This window comes from Streptomyces sp. NPDC037126, assembly GCF_055605965.1.
Genome location: NZ_JBVJTD010000006.1, coordinates 1 through 19,747 on the forward strand (window position 1 = coordinate 1; position 19,747 = coordinate 19,747).

General features: G+C 70.5%; 19 protein-coding genes, 1 rRNA gene and 1 riboswitch. Of the genes, 14 read left to right on the forward strand and 6 right to left on the reverse strand.

Annotated elements, in window-relative coordinates; translation table 11 throughout:
• Positions 1 to 158: 158 nt before the first annotated feature.
• The 11 genes from rrf to ACZ7FF_RS15920 all read left to right on the forward strand — a co-directional run bounded on the left by rrf (position 159) and on the right by ACZ7FF_RS15920 (position 10,862).
• Positions 159 to 275 (forward strand): 5S ribosomal RNA (rrf, locus tag ACZ7FF_RS15870).
• A 109-nt stretch (positions 276 to 384) separates the two neighbouring features.
• On the forward strand, positions 385 to 993 hold the full coding sequence (locus ACZ7FF_RS15875) for a CDP-alcohol phosphatidyltransferase family protein (protein ID WP_470812774.1): 609 nt from the start codon (positions 385 to 387) through the stop codon (positions 991 to 993).
• 112 nt (positions 994 to 1,105) lie between these two features.
• Complete coding sequence (locus ACZ7FF_RS15880; RefSeq protein WP_470812775.1) at positions 1,106 to 3,601, forward strand: sugar phosphate nucleotidyltransferase; 2,496 nt, start codon at positions 1,106 to 1,108, stop codon at positions 3,599 to 3,601.
• A gap of 109 nt (positions 3,602 to 3,710) precedes the next feature.
• On the forward strand, positions 3,711 to 4,637 hold the full coding sequence (locus tag ACZ7FF_RS15885; protein WP_470813088.1) for a DUF881 domain-containing protein: 927 nt from the start codon (positions 3,711 to 3,713) through the stop codon (positions 4,635 to 4,637).
• Entirely contained in the window at positions 4,634 to 4,966 is a 333-nt protein-coding gene (locus ACZ7FF_RS15890; protein ID WP_003988855.1) for a small basic family protein, read from the forward strand. The genes ACZ7FF_RS15885 and ACZ7FF_RS15890 overlap by 4 nt, the downstream gene beginning before the upstream one ends.
• A gap of 4 nt (positions 4,967 to 4,970) precedes the next feature.
• Positions 4,971 to 5,996, forward strand: a complete 1,026-nt coding sequence (locus ACZ7FF_RS15895; RefSeq protein ID WP_470812776.1) for a DUF881 domain-containing protein — start codon at positions 4,971 to 4,973, stop codon at positions 5,994 to 5,996.
• Positions 5,997 to 6,186: 190 nt separating this feature from the next.
• Positions 6,187 to 7,017, forward strand: coding sequence for an FHA domain-containing protein (locus tag ACZ7FF_RS15900; RefSeq protein WP_470812777.1), 831 nt, complete (start codon positions 6,187 to 6,189; stop codon positions 7,015 to 7,017).
• Positions 7,018 to 7,061: 44 nt separating this feature from the next.
• Positions 7,062 to 7,799: a transcriptional regulator FtsR gene (gene ftsR, locus ACZ7FF_RS15905; protein ID WP_470812778.1), complete on the forward strand. Its 738-nt coding sequence runs from the start codon at positions 7,062 to 7,064 to the stop codon at positions 7,797 to 7,799.
• 84 nt (positions 7,800 to 7,883) lie between these two features.
• Positions 7,884 to 8,357 (forward strand): bifunctional nuclease family protein, encoded by a 474-nt coding sequence (locus ACZ7FF_RS15910; protein ID WP_026253112.1) that lies wholly within the window; start codon positions 7,884 to 7,886, stop codon positions 8,355 to 8,357.
• Between the two features lie 311 nt (positions 8,358 to 8,668).
• A complete protein-coding gene (locus ACZ7FF_RS15915) occupies positions 8,669 to 9,313 on the forward strand; it encodes a MerR family transcriptional regulator (RefSeq protein WP_470812779.1) in 645 nt (214 codons plus the stop codon).
• Between the two features lie 67 nt (positions 9,314 to 9,380).
• Positions 9,381 to 10,862: a DNA polymerase IV gene (locus ACZ7FF_RS15920; RefSeq protein ID WP_470812780.1), complete on the forward strand. Its 1,482-nt coding sequence runs from the start codon at positions 9,381 to 9,383 to the stop codon at positions 10,860 to 10,862.
• Here the strand turns inward: ACZ7FF_RS15920 and ACZ7FF_RS15925 are convergent.
• Positions 10,784 to 11,155 carry a PRC-barrel domain-containing protein gene (locus tag ACZ7FF_RS15925; RefSeq protein WP_470812781.1) on the reverse strand — a complete coding sequence of 124 codons (372 nt, stop codon included), beginning with the start codon at positions 11,153 to 11,155 and terminating at the stop codon, positions 10,784 to 10,786. The genes ACZ7FF_RS15920 and ACZ7FF_RS15925 overlap by 79 nt on opposite strands.
• A gap of 119 nt (positions 11,156 to 11,274) precedes the next feature.
• Positions 11,275 to 11,369: riboswitch (glycine riboswitch) on the forward strand.
• Between the two features lie 174 nt (positions 11,370 to 11,543).
• Between ACZ7FF_RS15925 and gcvP the strand changes: the two genes are divergently transcribed.
• Positions 11,544 to 14,429, forward strand: coding sequence for an aminomethyl-transferring glycine dehydrogenase (gene gcvP / locus ACZ7FF_RS15930; RefSeq protein WP_470812782.1), 2,886 nt, complete (start codon positions 11,544 to 11,546; stop codon positions 14,427 to 14,429).
• A gap of 54 nt (positions 14,430 to 14,483) precedes the next feature.
• On the opposite strand, the gene ACZ7FF_RS15935 is transcribed toward gcvP, so the two are convergent.
• From ACZ7FF_RS15935 to modA, 4 genes are read right to left on the reverse strand one after another with little or no spacing between them, the layout of a single operon-like run.
• Positions 14,484 to 14,903, reverse strand: coding sequence for a TOBE domain-containing protein (locus tag ACZ7FF_RS15935; RefSeq protein WP_470812783.1), 420 nt, complete (start codon positions 14,901 to 14,903; stop codon positions 14,484 to 14,486).
• A gap of 28 nt (positions 14,904 to 14,931) precedes the next feature.
• Positions 14,932 to 16,017 carry an ABC transporter ATP-binding protein gene (locus ACZ7FF_RS15940; protein WP_470812784.1) on the reverse strand — a complete coding sequence of 362 codons (1,086 nt, stop codon included), beginning with the start codon at positions 16,015 to 16,017 and terminating at the stop codon, positions 14,932 to 14,934.
• A gap of 50 nt (positions 16,018 to 16,067) precedes the next feature.
• Positions 16,068 to 16,928 (reverse strand): molybdate ABC transporter permease subunit, encoded by an 861-nt coding sequence (gene modB / locus ACZ7FF_RS15945; RefSeq protein ID WP_470812785.1) that lies wholly within the window; start codon positions 16,926 to 16,928, stop codon positions 16,068 to 16,070.
• Entirely contained in the window at positions 16,925 to 17,755 is an 831-nt protein-coding gene (gene modA, locus ACZ7FF_RS15950; protein ID WP_470812786.1) for a molybdate ABC transporter substrate-binding protein, read from the reverse strand. Before modA ends, modB begins: the two co-directional genes overlap by 4 nt.
• A 203-nt stretch (positions 17,756 to 17,958) precedes the next feature.
• On the opposite strand from modA, the gene ACZ7FF_RS15955 reads away from it, so the two are divergent.
• Positions 17,959 to 18,447, forward strand: coding sequence for a molybdopterin-dependent oxidoreductase (locus tag ACZ7FF_RS15955; RefSeq protein ID WP_470812787.1), 489 nt, complete (start codon positions 17,959 to 17,961; stop codon positions 18,445 to 18,447).
• 160 nt (positions 18,448 to 18,607) lie between these two features.
• Here the strand turns inward: ACZ7FF_RS15955 and ACZ7FF_RS15960 are convergent, their stop codons facing one another.
• Positions 18,608 to 19,003, reverse strand: a complete 396-nt coding sequence (locus ACZ7FF_RS15960) for a TOBE domain-containing protein (protein WP_470812788.1) — start codon at positions 19,001 to 19,003, stop codon at positions 18,608 to 18,610.
• Between the two features lie 125 nt (positions 19,004 to 19,128).
• Between ACZ7FF_RS15960 and ACZ7FF_RS15965 the strand changes: the two genes are divergently transcribed.
• Positions 19,129 to 19,710 (forward strand): DUF1707 SHOCT-like domain-containing protein, encoded by a 582-nt coding sequence (locus tag ACZ7FF_RS15965; RefSeq protein ID WP_470812789.1) that lies wholly within the window; start codon positions 19,129 to 19,131, stop codon positions 19,708 to 19,710.
• Positions 19,711 to 19,747 lie beyond the last annotated feature (37 nt).

The following is a 19,747-nucleotide window of genomic DNA, read 5'->3' on the forward strand; positions in this document are numbered from 1 at the left end:
GGTTGATAGGCCGGATCTGGAAGCCAGGTAACTGGTGGAGGTGACCGGTACTAATAGGCCGAGGGCTTGTCCTCAGTTGCTCGCGTCCACTGTGTTGGTTCTGAAACCACGAACAGCCCCACGTTGCCACACGTGGTTGGTTGACAGTTTCATAGTGTTTCGGTGGTCATAGCGTGAGGGAAACGCCCGGTTACATTCCGAACCCGGAAGCTAAGCCTCACAGCGCCGATGGTACTGCAGGGGGGACCCTGTGGGAGAGTAGGACACCGCCGAACTCCTTTTAAAGCTCCGGCTCTTGGGCTCACCGCCCGAGAGTCGGAGCTTTTTTGCGTTGAGGTAAGGTCAGGGGGCATCGTTGGTTCGTTTCCCTCAGGAGGCCCCCGGGTGGAGGTCCAGGAGACCCGTGTCCAGACGGACCGGGTCCTCACCATCCCCAACATCCTCAGCATGGCGCGGCTCGTCGGCGTACCCGTCTTCCTGTGGTTGATCCTCAGGCCGGAGTTCGGGGGCCCCAAGAGCGACGGCTGGGCTCTCCTCGTGCTGGCTTTCAGCGGGATCAGCGACTACCTCGACGGCAAGCTCGCCCGGCGGTGGAATCAGATCAGCAGCCTCGGCCGGCTCCTGGACCCCGCCGCCGACCGGCTGTACGTGCTTTCCACGCTGCTCGGCCTCACCTGGCGCGAGATCCTCCCGGTGTGGCTCACCGCCCTCCTGCTCGCCCGCGAGCTGATGCTCCTGGTGATGGTGGGAATCCTCCGCCGGCACGGCTATCCGCCGCCCCAGGTGAACTTCCTCGGGAAGGCCGCCACGTTCAACCTGATGTACGCCTTCCCGCTCCTGCTCCTCAGCGACGGACATGGTTGGATCGCGTCACTGGCTGCCATTTTCGGATGGGCGTTCGCCGGGTGGGGTACAACCCTCTACTGGTGGGCAGGAGTGCTCTACGTGGTACAGGTCCGCCGTTTGGTGCGTGCGGACGCCATGGCCGACTGAGCTCCCATTGTCCTGACGTAACGCCTCGATGGCCCGCGGTGGAAAAGTGCGGGACAATCTGGACGGGTGAAGTCGGCTAGACCGTCGTCTCTTGGAGGAGGACGCTTCCGACATGAAGGCCGTCGTGATGGCCGGGGGCGAAGGCACTCGCCTGCGCCCCATGACCTCTAGCATGCCCAAGCCGCTCCTGCCCGTGGCGAACCGCCCGATCATGGAGCACGTGCTACGGCTGCTCAAAAGGCACGGGCTCAACGAGACCGTGGTCACCGTGCAGTTCCTGGCATCGCTCGTCAAGAACTACTTCGGTGACGGCGAGGAGCTCGGAATGGAGCTCACCTATGCCAATGAGGAGAAGCCACTCGGTACCGCCGGAAGCGTCAAGAACGCCGAAGAGGCGTTGAAAGACGATGCCTTCCTCGTCATCTCCGGTGATGCCCTCACCGACTTCGACCTCACTGAGCTGATCAACTTCCACAAGGAAAAGGGCGCGCTGGTCACCGTCTGTCTGACCCGGGTGCCCAATCCGCTGGAGTTCGGCATCACCATCGTCGACGAGGAAGGACAGGTCGAGCGCTTCCTGGAGAAGCCGACCTGGGGCCAGGTCTTCTCCGACACCGTCAACACGGGCATCTATGTCATGGAGCCCGAGGTCTTCAACTACGTCGAAGCCGATGTTCCGGTCGACTGGTCCGGTGACGTCTTCCCTCAGCTGATGAAGGAAGGCAAGCCGATTTACGGATATGTGGCCGAGGGCTACTGGGAGGACGTCGGCACGCACGAGAGCTATGTGAAGGCCCAGGCCGACGTTCTCGAGGGCAAGGTCAACGTCGACATCGACGGCTTCGAGATCTCCCCGGGTGTGTGGGTCGCGGAGGGCGCCGAGGTGCACCCCGACGCGGTGCTGCGCGGACCGCTGTACATCGGGGACTACGCGAAGGTCGAGGCCGGTGCGGAGATCCGCGAGCACACCGTCGTGGGCTCGAACGTCGTCGTGAAGAGCGGCGCCTTCCTGCACAAGGCCGTTGTGCACGACAACGTCTACGTCGGCCAGCACAGCAATCTGCGCGGCTGTGTCGTCGGCAAGAACACCGACATCATGCGTGCCGCCCGGATCGAGGACGGTGCGGTCATCGGTGACGAGTGCCTGATCGGTGAAGAATCGATCGTTCAGGGCAATGTCCGCGTCTACCCGTTCAAGACCATCGAGGCCGGCGCCTTCGTCAACACCTCGGTCATCTGGGAGTCCAGGGGACAGGCGCATCTGTTCGGCGCCCGAGGGGTGACCGGCATCCTGAACGTGGAGATCACCCCCGAGCTGGCGGTGAGGCTCGCCGGCGCCTATGCGACCACCCTCAAGAAGGGCTCCACGGTCACCACCGCCCGTGACCACTCCCGAGGCGCGCGGGCGCTCAAGCGCGCGGTCATCTCCGCGCTCCAGGCGAGCGCCATCGACGTGCGGGACCTGGAGAACGTGCCGCTGCCGGTGGCCCGGCAGCAGACCGCGCGCGGCAGCGCCGGCGGCATCATGATCCGTACTTCGCCCGGTGTCCCGGACTCGGTCGACATCATGTTCTTCGACGGGCAGGGCGCGGACCTGTCACAGGGAAGCCAGCGGAAGCTGGACCGGGTGTTCGCGCGGCAGGAGTACCGCCGGGCGTTCCCCGGTGAGATCGGCGACCTGTACTTCCCGGCGAGCGTCTTCGACTCGTACGCCGGATCGCTGCTGCGGAACGTTGACACGACCGGGATCGCGGAGTCCGGTATGAAGGTCGTCGTCGACGCCTCGAACGGCAGTGCCGGTCTGGTGCTGCCCAGCCTGCTCGGCAAGCTCGGTGTGGACTCGCTGACCATCAACCCCGGTCTCGACGAGTCCAGGCCCACCGAGACGGCCGAGGTGCGGCGCAGCGGGCTGGTGCGGCTGGGCGAGATCGTCGCGTCCTCCGGTGCCGCGTTCGGCGTGCGGTTCGACCCGGTCGGCGAGCGCCTGTCGCTCGTGGACGAGAAGGGCCGGATCATCGAGGACGACCGGGCGCTGCTCGTGATGCTGGACCTGGTGGCCGCGGAGCGGCGCAGCGGGCGGGTGGCGCTGCCCGTCACCACGACCCGGATCGCCGAGCAGGTGGCCGCGTATCACGGCACCCAGGTCGAGTGGACCACCACCTCGCCCGACGACCTCACCCGGGTCGGTGGCGAGGAGGGCACCATCTTCGGCGGTGACGGCAAGGGCGGCTTCATCGTCCCCGAGTTCAGCAGCGTGTACGACGGCACGGCCGCCTTCGTACGGCTGATCGGTCTGGTCGCGCGCACACAGCTCACGCTGAGCCAGATCGACGCGCGGATCCCGCGGGCGCACGTCCTCAAGCGGGACCTGGCCACGCCGTGGGCCGTCAAGGGACTGGTGATGCGGCGGGTGGTCGAGGCGGCGGGCGATCGTTCCGTGGACACGACGGACGGTGTGCGGGTCGTCGAGACGGACGGGCGCTGGGTGATGGTGCTGCCCGACCCGGCCGAGGCGGTCACCCACCTGTGGGCCGAGGGCCCCGACGACGCGTCCGCACAGGCCCTGCTGGACGAGTGGTCGGCCGTGGTGGACAGCGCCGGGCGGTAGGACGAGCTGAAAAACCGCTGCACGCGTGCGTGCCGGACAAGTGTCCCCAAGGGGGCCTGTCCGGCACGCCGGTGGGGCCGTTCGGAGTAACGGCATGCGACATGCGACTATGTGCGGCATGCCGCAGCAACCCCCCGTTCGGAGCAGCCCCACGCGGCCGCAGCGCCCGGACGCCTCCATGTCGTTGATCACCAACGTCATGGACCACAGCCTCGACGACGGGTACGCCGAGGCCGCTGCCCGGAGGAAGTCCGAGGGTGAGGGCGGTCTGCCGAAGACCCTGAGGGCGAAGCTGGGCCTCGCGGCCGGTCTCGTGCTCGCGGCGCTGGTCGTGACCGTTGGGGCCGCACAGGCGCATGTGGCGGCGCCCGTGGTCGCCAAGGAGCGCCAGGAGCTGATCGACCGCATCGACAGCGAGACGGCGAGCGCGGACAAGCTCGAGGGCAGCGTCGACAAGCTGCGCGACGACGTCAGCGCGCGTCAGCGGGCGGCGCTGAGGTCGAGCGGCGGCAGCGCCGAGGCGGACCTGGTGGGGATGCTGTCGGGTGCCACCGAGGTGCACGGGCCGGGCGTCAAGCTCGTCGTGAACGACGCCAAGGAGGCCAGCACCGGCGGGGACGGGACCAATCCGCGTGAGACGGCGGGGTTCTCCGACACCGGCCGGGTGCGTGACCGCGACATGCAGCGCGTGGTCAACGGGCTGTGGGCCTCCGGGGCCGAGGCCATCTCCGTCAACGGGCAGCGGCTGACCGCCCTGTCCGCGATCAGGGCCGCGGGTGACGCGATACTGGTCGACAACAGGCCGCTGGTGCCGCCGTACACGGTGCTGGCGGTGGGGGACGGGGAGAGGTTGAGCACCAGGTTCCAGAACAGCGCGGACGGGCTGTACCTGCATGCTCTGGAGCAGAACTACGGCATCCGCGCCACCGTCTCCACGCAGGGCGACGTCCGGTTGCCCGCCGCACCGAGTGTGATCGTACGCACAGCACAGCCAAGCGCCGATAAGGCCGACAAGACTGAGAAGGGCACATCGTGATCGCCGTACTGGGCCTCGTCGTGGGAGTCGTGGCCGGCCTGTTGGTCCGGCCCGAGGTTCCGGCGGTCGTCGAGCCTTATCTGCCGATCGCCGTCGTCGCGGCGCTGGACGCCGTCTTCGGCGGTCTGCGGGCCATGCTCGACGGGATCTTCGACGACAAGGTGTTCGTCGTGTCGTTCCTGTCCAACGTGGTCGTCGCCGCGCTGATCGTCTTCCTGGGCGACAAGTTGGGCGTGGGCGCGCAGCTGTCCACGGGTGTCGTGGTCGTCCTCGGCATCCGGATCTTCTCCAACGCCGCGGCGATCCGGCGGCACGTGTTCCGGGCGTGAGGCGATGAACGAGCAGAGCAAGCGCAACGACGGGCCGGAGCGGAACGATCAGCCGGCCGGGTACGGCGAGCAGGGCCGTGACGAGCAGAACGGCCGGAGCGAGCGGGACGGCGTGAGTGAGCGGCACGGTGTGAGCGAGCGGGACGGCCGGGACACGCGGAACGGCCTGAGCGTGCGGGACGCCGGGGGCGAGCGGGACGGCCGGGGCGCGCCGCCGGAGAACCGGCTGCGCAAGGAGCTGCCGGCCGAGGTCCCGGCTCAGGCGCCCGGCGCCGGTCAGGCGGCCGAGGAGCAGGCGCAGGAGCCTGTCACCGGCCGGGACCGCCTGGTCAAGGGCCTGTGGCCGCCGCGGCTCACCCGCGCCCAACTCATAGTCGCCTTGCTGCTGTTCGGTCTCGGCTTCGGCCTGGCCGTTCAGGTGGCGTCGAACAGCGACAGTGACAGCGCCCTGCGCGGCGCGCGCCAGGAGGATCTTGTTCGCATCCTCGATGAACTGGATTCGCGTACCCAGCGTCTTGAGGACGAGAAGCAGGGGCTCGAGAAGCAGAGTCAGGAGCTGCAGAGCAGCTCCGACCAGGCCGCGGAGGCACGCAAGCAGACCGCCGAGAAGGAGAAGCAACTCGGCATCCTGGCGGGCACCGTGGCGGCCCAGGGTCCCGGCATCACGATGACGGTCGGTGACACGAAGGGGACGGTCCAGGCGGACATGCTGCTCGATTCGATCCAGGAGCTGCGCGCGGCGGGCGCGGAGGCGATCCAGGTCAACGGGGTTCGTGTGGTGGCCAACACCTACTTCACGGACTCGGGCAAGAGTGTGAACGTGGACGGGAACAAGATCAACGCGCCCTATCGTTTCAAGGTCATCGGCAAGCCGGAGGACCTCGAGCCGGCGCTGAACATTCCGGGAGGCGTGGTGCAGACTCTGGAGAAGGAGCAGGCCACGGTGACCGTGGAGCGGTCGGACAAGATCGTCGTGGACGCCTTGCGGCAGGCGAAGCGGCCTGACTACGCTCGGTCGTCCTCCCAGTGAACCGGCGGTGCATGGGGGACGTCCCACAGGGGCATGAGGTTGCGGGGGGTCGGCGCATCAATGGGGTGGTGCGTGGTGGAAACTGTCTGGTGGGCACGGACGTTGTGAGGATGTCCGGGTCGTCCGGTGTAGGCAATCAGGGTTCGTCCTGCCCCACGGGCGGGTCTGTTTCGGTCAAGGGGAATCGCCCGTGAAGTTGTTTGCGAAGTTGTTCGGCAAGAGCGCGCGAGAGGGCAGCGACAACGCGACCGCTCGTCATCGCGCACAGCCCGACGCGCAGGGCCAGCGCCCATTGTTCCGGGACCAGGTGACTGGTCCGGGCGGTGACATTTCGGGAGGTCAGGGCGCGCCGTCAGTTGACCCTGCCCAGTCCGGCGGCATAGGTTTCGGGCAACCTTCAACCTCAGGTACGGGTGGAGGGTTCGCTCCGGACCCGTACGCGTCCAACGCCCCGGCGGGGCAGCCGCGGCAGGAGGATCCGTCGATGTCGGCCCTGGTGTGTACGAGGTGCGGCAACCGCAACGCGGACAACGCCCGCTTCTGTTCCAACTGCGGTGCGCCGCTGCGCGCCGGAGTGGCGCCCGAGCGCGCCTCCGAAACGACGTCCACGATCTCGATCTCCGGCATCGAGGCCTACGACGCCGAGGTGACCGGCCAGACGGCGGTGCCGATGCTGTCGCCGGAGGCACAGGCCGCGGTGGACGCGCTGCCGCTGGGCTCCGCCCTGCTGGTGGTGCGCCGGGGACCGAACTCGGGCAGCCGCTTCCTGCTGGACAGCGACCTGACGACGGCCGGTCGTCACCCGCAGAGCGACATCTTCCTGGACGACGTGACGGTCTCGCGTCGGCACGTGGAGTTCCGTCGCTCCCCGGACGGCTCGTTCACCGTGGCCGACGTGGGCAGCCTGAACGGCACGTACGTCAACCGCGAGCGGATCGACCAGGTCGCCCTGCAGAACGGTGACGAGGTGCAGATCGGCAAGTACCGGCTGGTGTTCTACGCGAGCCGGCAGGGCATCTGACCCACCCCCGGACCCGGTCCGGGGGGACCCCACAGGGAAGGTCCATGGTTCAAACACCGAGCGGCGGTGCCGGAAGCGGTACCGCCGCCAGGGACAGTGGGCTGATGAGCATCGGCGCGGTGCTGAATGCGCTGCGCGACGAGTTTCCCGAAGTCACGATCTCCAAGATCCGCTTTCTGGAGTCGGAGGGGCTGATCGAGCCGCAGCGGACCCCTTCGGGGTACCGCAAGTTCGGTCCCGGTGACGTCGAGCGTCTCGGACACGTCCTGAGAATGCAGCGGGACCACTATCTGCCGCTCAAGGTGATCCGCGAGCACCTGGACGCCATGGAGCGCGGCGAGGCCGTGCAGCTGCCCGTGGTGGGCCGCCAGCGCACCGGGGACGAGACACCGGAGTCGCGGGAGGAGCGCACGGTGGCGCGGCTCGGCAGGGCCGAGCTGCTCGCGGCCGCGGACATCGACGAGGGCGAACTGAAGGAGTGGGAGTCCTACGGGCTCATCGCTCCGCTGGCGGACGGGGCCTACGACGCGGAGGCCGTCACCGTCGCCTCGCTCGTCTCCGAGCTGGGGCGCTTCGGGATCGAGCCGCGCCACCTCCGGGTGATGAAGGCGGCCGCCGACCGCGAGGCCGGCCTCGTCGACCAGGTGGTGGCGCCGCTCAAGCGCCATCGGAACCCGCAGACCAGGGCGCATGCCGAGGCTCGTACGAAGGAGCTGGCCGCGCTCACGGTGAAGCTGCACGCGGCCATGGTGAAGAACGCTCTCGGGGTGCGGCTTCCCTGACGGACGGCGTCGCAGGCGACCGGATCGGGCACCTGTTCCCGGCCCGACTACCCAAACATCCCGGGCACGGCCTAGGGTTGCTGTGTGAACGAGCTCGATGTCGTAGGTGTCCGGGTCGAAATGCCCTCCAACCAACCGATCGTGCTCCTGCGCGAAGTGGGGGGCGACCGTTACCTCCCCATCTGGATCGGGCCGGGGGAGGCGACGGCGATCGCTTTCGCCCAGCAGGGCATGGCGCCCGCCAGGCCGCTGACCCACGACCTGTTCAAGGACGTGCTGGAGGCTGTCGGCCAGGAGCTGACCGAAGTACGCATCACCGACCTGCGGGAAGGCGTCTTCTACGCCGAGCTGGTCTTCGCCAGCGGTGTCGAGGTCAGTGCCCGTCCCTCCGATGCCATAGCGCTGGCCCTGCGCACGGGGACGCCGATCTACGGCAGCGACACGGTGCTGGACGACGCGGGCATCGCGATTCCGGACGAGCAGGAGGACGAGGTGGAGAAGTTCCGCGAGTTCCTCGACCAGATCTCGCCCGAGGACTTCGGCACCAGCAGCCAGTGAGCACGCGCGGTCGGTGAGCGCGATCCGGGGGCGGGCGCCGGCGGTCGGCGAGAGTCGGCTCGGCCCGCCGGACCAGGCCTTCCAGGGTTCGACCGAGGGTGTTTCGGGACTGCTCCCGCGGGCAATTGCCACCGGCCATTGAGAGCGTCTCAAGGCTCTCCGCGAGCGCATTCGGCTAGCCTTTCCCCGCGGTGGGACACGGGAAACCACTCCTTGGGTGATTATCACTCGGCGTGCCGAGTGTGGCGATCGTTGACGCACCCCTGGTGACTGCCTACCGTCGAGAAGGCAGGTCAAGGACGGAGGTCGGCGTGAGAACCAGCGGCGACGGTACGGCTGGGGGTGCTCCCGTGCGCGGTCTCGGGGAGAGCGGTCCGTACCCGGTTCACAGCAGCGCGGTGGATCACGCTCCGCAGCGGCCGACGGCGGTGCCGGACGGCGGAGGGGCGGCGTCGATGACGTCCGAGGAGATCGGCTACCGGGGGCCCACGGCCTGCGCGGCGGCCGGAATCACGTACCGGCAGCTCGACTACTGGGCCCGCACGGGCCTGGTCGAGCCGAGTGTGCGGCCCGCGTACGGGTCGGGGAGCCAGCGTCTGTACAGCTTCCGGGACGTCGTCGTCCTGAAGATCGTCAAGCGGTTCCTGGACACCGGGGTCTCGCTCCAGAACATCCGCACGGCCGTGCAGCACCTCAGGGAGCGCGGTTTTCGTGACCTGGAGCGCATGACCCTCATGAGCGACGGCGCCACCGTCTACGAGTGCACCTCGCCGGACGAGGTCCACGCTCTGCTCCAGGGCGGTCAGGGCATCTTCGGGATCGCGGTCGGCGTGGTGTGGCGGGACGTGGAGAGCGCCCTCTCGCAGCTGCACGGCGAGCGCGTCGACACGGGCGAGACCCTCGTGGGTCCCAACCCCGCGGACGAGCTGGCGCGGCGCCGCAACCGGGCGGTCTGACAACCGGTCCCACCGGGCGCGCTCCCGCGCCACCGCGTTGTCAGTGCCGTGGTGCAGCATCGGAGATGTGAGAAACGCGCCCACGATCCTGCATCTCGACATGGATGCCTTCTACGCCTCGGTGGAGCAGGCGTCCAAGCCGAGCCTGCGCGGGAAAGCGGTCGTCGTGGGCGGGCTCGGGCCGCGCGGTGTGGTGGCCACCGCGTCGTACGAGGCTCGGGTCTTCGGAGTGCATTCGGCGATGCCCATGGCCCAGGCCCGCAGGCTGGCGCCCAACGCCGCGTACCTCGTGCCGCGCTTCACCCTGTACCGGTCGATCAGCGAGCAGGTGATGGCGCTGCTGCGTGAGCTGTCGCCGCTGGTGGAGCCGCTCAGCCTGGACGAGGCGTTCGTCGACCTGGAGGCCGGGGGAGTGGCCTGGGACGCGGAGTCGGCGCAGCTGACGGGCGTCAGGCTGCGCGCGGACATCCGCGCGGTGACGGGGCTGACCGGGTCGGTGGGCCTGGCCGCGTCCAAGATGCTCGCGAAGATCGCCTCCGAGCAGGCCAAGCCGGACGGGCTGGTGCTCATCGAGCCGGGGACCGAGCGGGCGCTGCTGGGGCCGATGCCGGTGCGCACCCTGCCGGGGGTGGGGCCGGCCACGGGCGACCATCTGCGGCGGGCGGGGATCACCACGGTCGATGAGCTGGCCGAGGCGGGTGAGGACGAACTCGTACGGCTGGTCGGCAAGGCGCACGGGCAGGCGCTGTACGCGATGGCCCTGGCTCGCGACGAGCGGCCGGTGGTGGCCGAGCGCGAGGCGAAGTCGGTGTCGGTCGAGGACACCTACGACGTGGACATCCACGACCGGCTGCGCATCGCCCTGGAGGTGCAGCGGCTCGCCGACCGGTGCGTGGGCCGGCTGCGCGGCGCCGGGCTGTCCGGGCGGACCATCGTGCTGAAGGTGCGCCGGTACGACTTCTCCACCCTGACCCGCTCGGAGACTCTCAGAGGCCCCACGGACGATCCTGCGGTCGTCCGGGAGGCGGCGGCCCGGCTGCTGGACTCGGTGGACACCACGGGCGGGGTCCGGCTGCTCGGCGTGGGTGTCTCCGGGCTCGCCGACTACACACAGGAGGACCTGTTCGCGCAGGCGATGCCGGTGCGGGCGGCCGAGGAGCCGCGGGAGGCCGTGGCCGACGCCGTGACGGTGCCGCCGGAACCCGCCGAGCGGCACTGGCGCGCGGGGCAGGACGTGCGGCACGAGGAGTACGGAGCCGGCTGGGTGCAGGGGAGCGGGCTGGGGCGGGTCACGGTGCGGTTCGAGACGCCGCTGCAGGCCACTCCGGGGCGCGTGCGGACGTTCCCCGTCGGCGATCCCGCGCTGGAGCCCGCCGAGCCCCTGCCGCTGGTTCAGGCTCCCGCACACCCGCCGGCTCCGCTCGTTCCGTCGGGCGCCGACCCGCCCGGGGCCCTGGAAGAGGTCCGCGATCAGGCCTCCTCCGAGCCCGCCAGCTTGCCGAAGTCGTGGTCCGGTACGGAGGGAGGTCCGGCCACGTCGAGACCGTAGTGGTGGTAGAGCTGGAGTTCCTGTTCGGGGGAGAGGTGCCGGCCCACGCCGAAGTCGGGGGCGTCCCTGATCAGGGCGCGCTCGAACGGGACGTGGAGGGTGCCCTCGACGAGTTCGCTGGGCTCCAGGGGGACGAACGCGTCCCGGGAGAAAAGGCCGGTGCGTATGGCCGCCCATTCGGGCACGCCGGTGGCGTCGTCGAGATACACCTCGTCGATGGTGCCGATCTTGGTGCCATCGCGGTCGAACGCCTTGCGGCCGATCAGGTTGCGCGGATCGATGTCGGTCTGCACGGTCCCTCTCCCTCCACTTGGTCGCAACTCATCCGTAAGCACTACAAAAGAGCACATTCAGGGAGGCGGCCACTCGAGGGCTCCCGTGTTGACCTCGCTGGTAGGCTGACAGCGGCTGCTGACCCCGTGCGGGAGAGTCCTCCGACCACATCGGAGGCGCCGAAGGAGCAAATCCTCCCCGGAATCTCTCAGGCTCACGTACCGCACGGACGAGGTCACTCTGGAAAGCAGGGCGGGTGTCGACGGCTCCCGCCCTCACCGACGGTGAAAGCCGGCGTCCGCGGGCGCCTGGTGAAGCTCTCAGGTTGAGATGACAGAGGGGGAGGCCGTCGGGGTACCCGCGCCGTGGTGCCCCTCGAAGGTCGCGTCAGACCAGGAGGCCTCCGCAATGACCGCCCACCGCATTCCGCTCGCCGAGCTCGAATCGGGCATCCCCTTCGAGCAGCGCCACATCGGGCCCGACCACGAGGCGCGGGCCAAGATGCTCGCCTCGGTCGGCTACGGCTCCCTCGACGAGCTGACCGCCGCCGCGGTTCCGGATGTCATCAAGAACGCCGACGCCCTGGACCTGCCGGGTGCCCGCACCGAGGCCGAGGTGCTCGCCGAACTGCGCTCGCTCGCCGACCGCAACCAGGTTCTCGGCTCCATGATCGGCCTGGGCTACTACGGCACCTTCACCCCGCCGGTCATCCTGCGCAACGTCATGGAGAACCCGGCCTGGTACACCGCCTACACGCCGTACCAGCCGGAGATCTCCCAGGGCCGCCTGGAGGCCCTGCTGAACTTCCAGACCGTGGTCGCCGAGCTGACCGGCCTGCCCACCTCCGGCGCCTCGCTGCTGGACGAGGGCACGGCCGCGGCCGAGGCCGTGGCGCTGTCCCGGCGCATGGGCAGGAACAAGAAGGGCCTGTTCCTGATCGACGCGGACGCGCTGCCGCAGACCATCGCGGTCATCGAGACGCGTGCCGAGCCGGCCGGTGTCGAGGTCGTCGTCGCCGACCTCAGCGACGGCATCCCGGCCGACATCGCGGCGCGCGAGATCAACGGCGTGCTGATCCAGTACCCCGGCGCCTCCGGTGCCGTACGCGACATCAAGCCCGTCATCGAGCAGGCGCACGAGCTGGGCGCGCTCGTCACCGTCGCCGCCGACCTGCTCGCGCTGACCCTGCTCACCTCGCCGGGCGAGCTGGGCGCGGACATCGCGGTCGGCACCACCCAGCGCTTCGGCGTCCCGATGGGCTTCGGCGGTCCGCACGCCGGCTACATGGCCGTGCACGAGAAGTTCGCCCGCAGCCTTCCCGGACGCCTCGTCGGTGTGTCCGTCGACGCGGACGGCCACAAGGCCTACCGGCTCGCGCTGCAGACCCGTGAGCAGCACATCCGCCGTGAGAAGGCCACCAGCAACATCTGCACCGCCCAGGTGCTGCTCGCGGTGATGGCCGGCATGTACGCCGTCTACCACGGCCCCGAGGGGCTGCGGACGATCGCCCGCCGCACCCACCGCTACGCCACGATCCTCGCCGAGGGCCTGAAGGCCGGCGGCGTCGAGATCGTCCACGGCGCCTACTTCGACACGCTGACCGCTCGTGTGCCCGGCAAGGCGGCCGAGATCGTCGCCGCCGCCCGGGACAACGGGGTCAACCTCCGCCTGGTCGACTCCGACCACGTCTCGCTGGCCTGCGACGAGACCACCGTGCGGGCGCAGCTCGCCGCCGTCTGGTCCGCCTTCGGCGTCGAGGGCGACATCGAGGCGCTGGACGCGGTCGCCGCGGACACGCTGCCCGAGGCGATGCAGCGCACCGACGCCTACCTCACCCACCCGGTCTTCCACGAGCACCGCTCCGAGACCGCGATGCTGCGCTACCTGCGCAGGCTGTCCGACCGCGACTACGCGCTCGACCGCGGCATGATCCCGCTGGGCTCCTGCACCATGAAGCTCAACGCGACGACCGAGATGGAGCCGGTCACCTGGCCCGAGTTCGGCCAGCTGCACCCCTTCGCGCCCGCCGAGCAGGCCGAGGGCTACCTCACGCTCATCCACGAGCTGGAGGAGCGTCTCGCCGAGGTCACCGGGTACGACAAGGTCTCCCTGCAGCCGAACGCCGGTTCGCAGGGCGAGCTGGCCGGTCTGCTCGCGGTGCGCGGCTACCACCGTGCCAATGGCGACGACCAGCGGACCATCTGCCTCATCCCGTCCTCCGCGCACGGCACCAACGCCGCCAGCGCGGTCATGGCCGGCATGAAGGTCGTCGTCGTCAAGACCGCCGAGGACGGCGAGATCGACGTCGAGGACCTGCGGGCGAAGATCGAGAAGCACCGCGACGAGCTGGCCGTGCTGATGATCACCTACCCGTCCACGCACGGTGTGTTCGAGGAGCACGTCGCCGACATCTGCGCCCAGGTGCACGAGGCCGGCGGCCAGGTGTACGTCGACGGCGCCAACCTCAACGCGCTGGTCGGCCTCGCCAAGCCCGGTCACTTCGGCGGCGACGTCTCCCACCTGAACCTGCACAAGACGTTCTGCATCCCGCACGGCGGTGGTGGCCCCGGCGTCGGCCCGGTCGCGGTCCGCTCGCACCTGGCGCCGTACCTGCCGAACCACCCGCTGCAGCCTGCGGCCGGCCCGGAGACCGGCGTCGGTCCGATCTCGGCGGCGCCGTTCGGCTCCGCGGGCATCCTGCCGATCTCCTGGGCGTACGTCCGCCTGATGGGCGGCGAGGGCCTGAAGCGGGCCACGCAGGTGGCCGTGCTCTCGGCGAACTACATCGCCAAGCGCCTGGAGCCGCACTTCCCGGTGCTCTACACCGGCCCCGGCGGTCTGGTCGCGCACGAGTGCATCATCGACCTGCGCCCGCTGACCAAGGCGACCGGTGTGAGCGTGGACGACGTGGCCAAGCGCCTGATCGACTACGGCTTCCACGCGCCCACCATGTCCTTCCCGGTGGCCGGCACGCTGATGATCGAGCCGACCGAGTCGGAGGACATCTCCGAGCTGGACCGGTTCTGCGACGCGATGATCGCCATCCGCGCGGAGATCGAGAAGGTCGGTTCGGGCGAGTGGCCGGCGGAGGACAACCCGCTGTGCAACGCGCCGCACACCGCGGCCGCGCTCGGCGGTGAGTGGACGCACGCCTACAGCCGCGAGGACGCCGTCTTCCCGGCCGGCGTCTCGGTCGCCGACAAGTACTGGCCGCCGGTGCGCCGCATCGACCAGGCCTTCGGTGACCGCAACCTGGTGTGCTCCTGCCCGCCGCTGGACGCCTACGAGGACTGAGCGAGCCGTGGCCGAGGGCCCCGTCCGGATCTCCGGGCGGGGCCCTCGCCCGTGCTAGGCCGTCTCCAGGGCCACCTCGGTCGCCTTGATGAGGGCGACCACGTCGGAGCCCACGAAGAGGCCGAGGTCGGTGGCGGCGTCCTTGGTGATCGCCGCGGTCAGCCTGCCGCCGTCGACGGTGATCTTCACGGTGGCCATCACGACGCCGGTCCTGAGTCCGGTGATCGTGCCGGGGAGCTGGTTGCGGATCGACAGGCCCGTGACCCGCTGGGTGGAGAGGGAGACCTCGGTCGACTTCACGAGGGCGCGGACGGCCGAGCCCGGGGCGAGGGCCAGCTCTTCGGCGGCCTCCAGGGTGATGGCCGCGGTGAGTTCCTGCCCGCCGTCGAGGCGGAGCTGGACGGTGGCCATGGCCTCGCCCGGCTGGACCGCGGTGACGGTGCCGGGGAGCTGGTTGCGGATGCTCAGGGTCATGGGCACCCACCGTAGAGGGCCGGTCGGCTCAGGCGGGGTATGCATGGGTCTGAGTCGCTTTGACCGTCGCCCAGACCGGTGCACCCGGATGCAGGTCCAGGTCGGCGGCGGCGACCGTGGTGAGGTCGGCGGCCAGGGGGAGTTCCCCCGTGAGGTCGGCGCGGATCTGGTCGCCGTGCGTTTCCAGGCCGGCCACCTCGCAGCGCCACAGATTGCGGGCGCTGGCGCCCGTGGGCCGGTCCCGGAACAGGGTCACCGCGGACGGCGGGAACGCCACGAAGGCCGGCCCCGACAGCTCCTCAGTGGTGGTGATCGAGGGCCCGGCCTCCAGCTTCACCGTGTGACCCCCGGCCCGCCCCCGGTAGAGGTTGAGGCCGACCAGCTGGGCGATGTAGTCCGTGCGCGGGTGCCGGGCGATGTCGGCGGGAGTGCCCTCCTGGACGACCTGGCCGTGCTCCACGACCACCAGCCGGTCCGCGAGCACCATCGCGTCCAGCGGGTCGTGCGTGACCAGGACGGCGACCGCCTCGAACTCGGCCAGGTGGCGGCGGAGCTGGGCGCGGACCTCCAGGCGGGTACGGGCGTCCAGCGCGGCCAGCGGCTCGTCCAGGAGCAGCAGCCGGGGCCGGGTGGCCAGGGCGCGGGCGACGGCCACGCGCTGCGCCTGCCCGCCGGAGAGACGGCGGGGCTTGGCACCGGCGTGCTCGGCGAGCCCCATGCGCTCCAGCCACTCGGCGGCCCTGGCACGGGCCGCCGCCTTCCCCATGCCCTGGCAGCGGGGCCCGAAGGCCACGTTGTCCAGCGCGGACAGGTGCGGGAAGAGCAGGTAGTCCTGGAAGACCACGCCGACCGGGCGGGACTCCGGCGGGACGCGCTCCAGCGAGGTGCCGTCGAGGAGCAGATGGCCGTCGGTCAGCGGGACGAGACCGGCGAGGACGCGCAGGGCGGTGGTCTTGCCGGCGCCGTTGGGGCCGAGCAGCGCGACCACGTCCCCGGGCGCCGCCGTCAGCGCCACGTCGAGCCGGAACGCGCCGCGCTCCACCACGAGCCGGGCGTCGAGCCCCTGCCGGCCCGCGACCTGGAGGGCGGCCTCGGGGGCGTCGATGTCGGTCATGCGTACAGGGTCCTTCGTCGGCAGGGTCCGCTTCCATCCTTCCGGCACGCTCACGCCCCCGTCAGCCACCGGTCGCGCAGTCCGGCCAGCACCGCGATCGACACGGCCAGCAGCACCAGGCTCAGCGCGACGGCGGCCTCCGGGTCGTTCTGCAGGGCGAGGTAGACCGCGAGGGGCATGGTCTGGGTGCGGCCCGGGAAGTTGCCCGCGAAGGTGATCGTCGCGCCGAACTCGCCGAGCGCACGCGCCCACGCCAGCACGGCGCCCGCGGCGACGCCGGGCGCGATCAGCGGCAGGGTGACCCGGCGGAACGCGGTGAAGCGGGAGGCGCCGAGCGTGGTCGCCGCCTCCTCGAAGCGCGGGTCGGCGGCGCGCAGGGTGCCCTCGACGCTGATGACCAGGAACGGCATCGCCACGAACGCCTCCGCGATCACGACACCTGTGGTGGTGAACGGCAGGGTGATCCCGAACCAGGCGTCGAGCCACTTGCCGATGACCCCGTTGCGGCCCAGGGCGAGGAGCAGGGCCACACCGCCGACGACCGGCGGCAGGACGAGCGGCAGGGTCACCAGGGCCCGTACGAGGCCGCGGCCGGGGAACTCCGTGCGGGCCAGCAGCCAGGCCAGCGGCACGCCGAGCACCAGGCTGACCGCGGTCGCCGCGGTGGCACTGACCAGCGACAACTGGAGCGCCTGCCACACCTCGGTGCTGGTCAGCTGGCCGGGCAGGCTGCGCCAGGGCGCGCGGATCAGCAGCGCGACCAGCGGCAGCAGGAGGAACGCCAGGGCCAGCACGCCCGGAAGCAGCAGCGGCAACGGCACCCCGCGCCGGCCCCCCGTACCGGCGCGGCGGCGCCGCGTCCGACCCGTGCGGGGGTCGGTCGCGGCGCCGGGCTTGTCGAGCGAGGTCACGGCTTGAGGAACCCGGCCTGGCTCAGCACCTTCTGGCCCTCGGCGGACTGCACGAGGGCGATGAACGCCTTGGCCGCCGCGGCGTTCGGCGCGTTCTTCAGCAGGACGATCGGGTAGTCGTTGATCGCCTTGGCCGACTCGGGGAACTCCACGCCTTCCACCTTGTCACCCGCCGACTTCACATCGGTCTTGTACACGACCGCGGCGTCGGCCTCCTTCAGCTCCACCTTGTTCAGGGCGCTCTTGACGTCCTGCTCGTAGGAGACCGGCGTGAGCTTGAGGCTGCTGGCCTCCAGGGCCTTCTGCGCGGCGGCGCCGCAGGGCACCGTCTTGTCGCACAGGACGACCTTCAGGCCGGGCTTGGTGAGGTCCTTGAGGGAGGCGACCTTGCCGGGGTTGCCGGGCAGGGTGGCGATCTCCAGCTGGTTGCGGACGAAGGTGGCCGGGGTGCCGGACGCGTCCTTCTTGTCCGTCACGATCGCCATGGTCTTCGGGCTGGCGGCGGCGAACACGTCCGCCGGGGCGCCGCCGGTGATGCTCGCGGCGAGGGTGTCGCTGCCGCCGAAGTTGAAGCTGACCTTGGTGCCCGGGTGCTGCTTCTCGAACTCCTGGCCGAGGGTCGTGAAGCTCTCCTTGAGGGAGGCGGCGGCGAACACCGTGACGTTGCCGGAGAGCTTCGGCGAGGCGGAGTTCGACGTGCCGGACTCGGTGGTCGACGAGCCGGACGAGTCGGACGAGGAGGAGCAGGCGCTGAGTGCCATCAGGGCGGCGGCTCCCGCACCGGCCAGCTGGAGCATCCGCCGGGTCCGGCGCACGGAACGGGTCATCACGGTTCTACTCCTCGGTTCTGTGGAACATGTGTCGCGCCCTGGCACGGCCGGGCAACGGCCGTGCGGCGATGATACTGCCGCATCTGCCAGGTGTAAGTCTTCTGTCGCATCGCATGAGCTGCGCACTTGGGATTTGTAGCTTGCATGTGCGTTTGCACGGCGCTCGCCGGGGGGTACGGTCCTGCGGGAGGTGGTCGCAGGTGACGCTCGCGGAACTCGTCCTGACCGGTGATCTGGCCCGGCCCGTCCGGCTGACCGTGCCGCAGCTGCTCCACTGGCCGCAGCACCGGGTGGCCGTCAGCTTCGACTGCGCGACCAGCGGCATCCAGCACCACCGGTTCGCCGGCCCGCGCCTGTACGACGTGCTCGCCGACTCGGGACCCGCGTTCGACCCGGCCCGGCGCAAGGACCGGCTCCGCTTCCTCATCGCGGTCACCGGCACCGACGGCCACCACGCCGTGCTGTCCTGGGCCGAGATCGACCCCGACTTCGCCGACGCGCCCGTCCTGCTGGCCGTCAGCATCGACGACACCCCGCTGGACGCGGCCGGACCCCAGCTGGTACTCCCGCAGGACCGGTGCGGGGCCCGGCACATCAGCGGGATCACGGCGATCCGGGTGGACGGCCGCTACCGGTTCGGCGGTCCGGCGCCGGCCACGTCCGGTCGCGCGCCGGCGGCGGCTCCGTGAAGTGCTCCTCGGTGCACGGCCCATCGGGGCACCGGGGAAGCCGGTGGCGGTGGGGGGCGACGGTGCCGTCACGCCGCCCTGCACCGCGGTGCCGTCACGCCGCTCGGGACCGCGGCCGGTGACCGGGCGACCCGGGTGATGTGCGGGTGACGGCGCCGGGTCAGACGCGGTCGATGTGCACGTTCGTCGACTTCACGCGCGCGGTGGCCTCCATGCCGACCTCCAGGCCCAGCTCCTCGACGGCCTCCCGGGTCAGCAGCGACACCAGCCGGTGCGGGCCCGCCTGGATCTCCACCTGGGCGGCGACGTCGCCGAGCTTGATCGCGGTGACGATGCCCGGGAAGGCGTTGCGGACGGAGGTGTAGGCGGCGCCCTCCTCGCCGCTGCCCGACCTGGCCAGCTCCACGGAGAACGCGGCCAGGTCCTTGCCGTCGATCAGGCGCCGGCCGGCCTCGTCGCGATGGGTGGCCACCCGGCCCGCGTCGGCCCAGCGGCGGGCGGTGTCCGGGCTGACGCCGAGCAGCCGTGCCGCCTGGCCGATCGTGTAGGACTGCATGCCGGTCACGATAGGGCCACTTCACGGGAACCACGGCGGTGGGGTTGGCCGTTGGGTATAACGCGATATAGCGTTAGTACGTGACGAGCGGCTCCCGCGGGAGCGTCCGAATCGGGGTGAGAGTGATGTCGGCCGAACTGGTGCGGGCGGACGGGTCGCCGGGGCTGCGGGCCTCGCACGCGGACCGGGACCGTGTGGTGGACGTGCTGAGCGGTGCGGCGGGAGACGGCAGGATCACGCCGGAGGAGCTGGACGAGCGGGTGGCGGCCGCGCTCACCGCCCGGACCCGGGGCGAACTGGCGGCACTGACCGCCGACCTGCCGGACGAGCCCGGGGCGGCCCCGGCCAGGGACGTCGTCCGGATCGAGCAGCAGGGCGCGTCGACCACGCGCGCGGACGGCTGGACGGTGCCGCGCCGGATGGAGATCGCGTCGGACTGGGGAGACGTGACCCTGGACTTCCGCCGCGCGGTGATCACGCAGGACACCCTGCGCCTCGACGTCGAGATGCGCGGCGGCACGCTGCGGCTGATCACCCGGCCGGGCATGGTCGTGGACGCCGACTCGCTGGCGATCGGCTACGGCAAGGTCAGGATGCGGGCCCCCGGAGACACAGGTGCGCCCGTGCACCTCCGGGTGGAGATACACGGGCGCCTCAGCTTCGGGCGGCTGGACGTGCGGCCCCGCGGACGCCGGTTCGGCCGCTAGCGCGGGGACGGCCACGCGGCACGGCCGGATGCGCGGC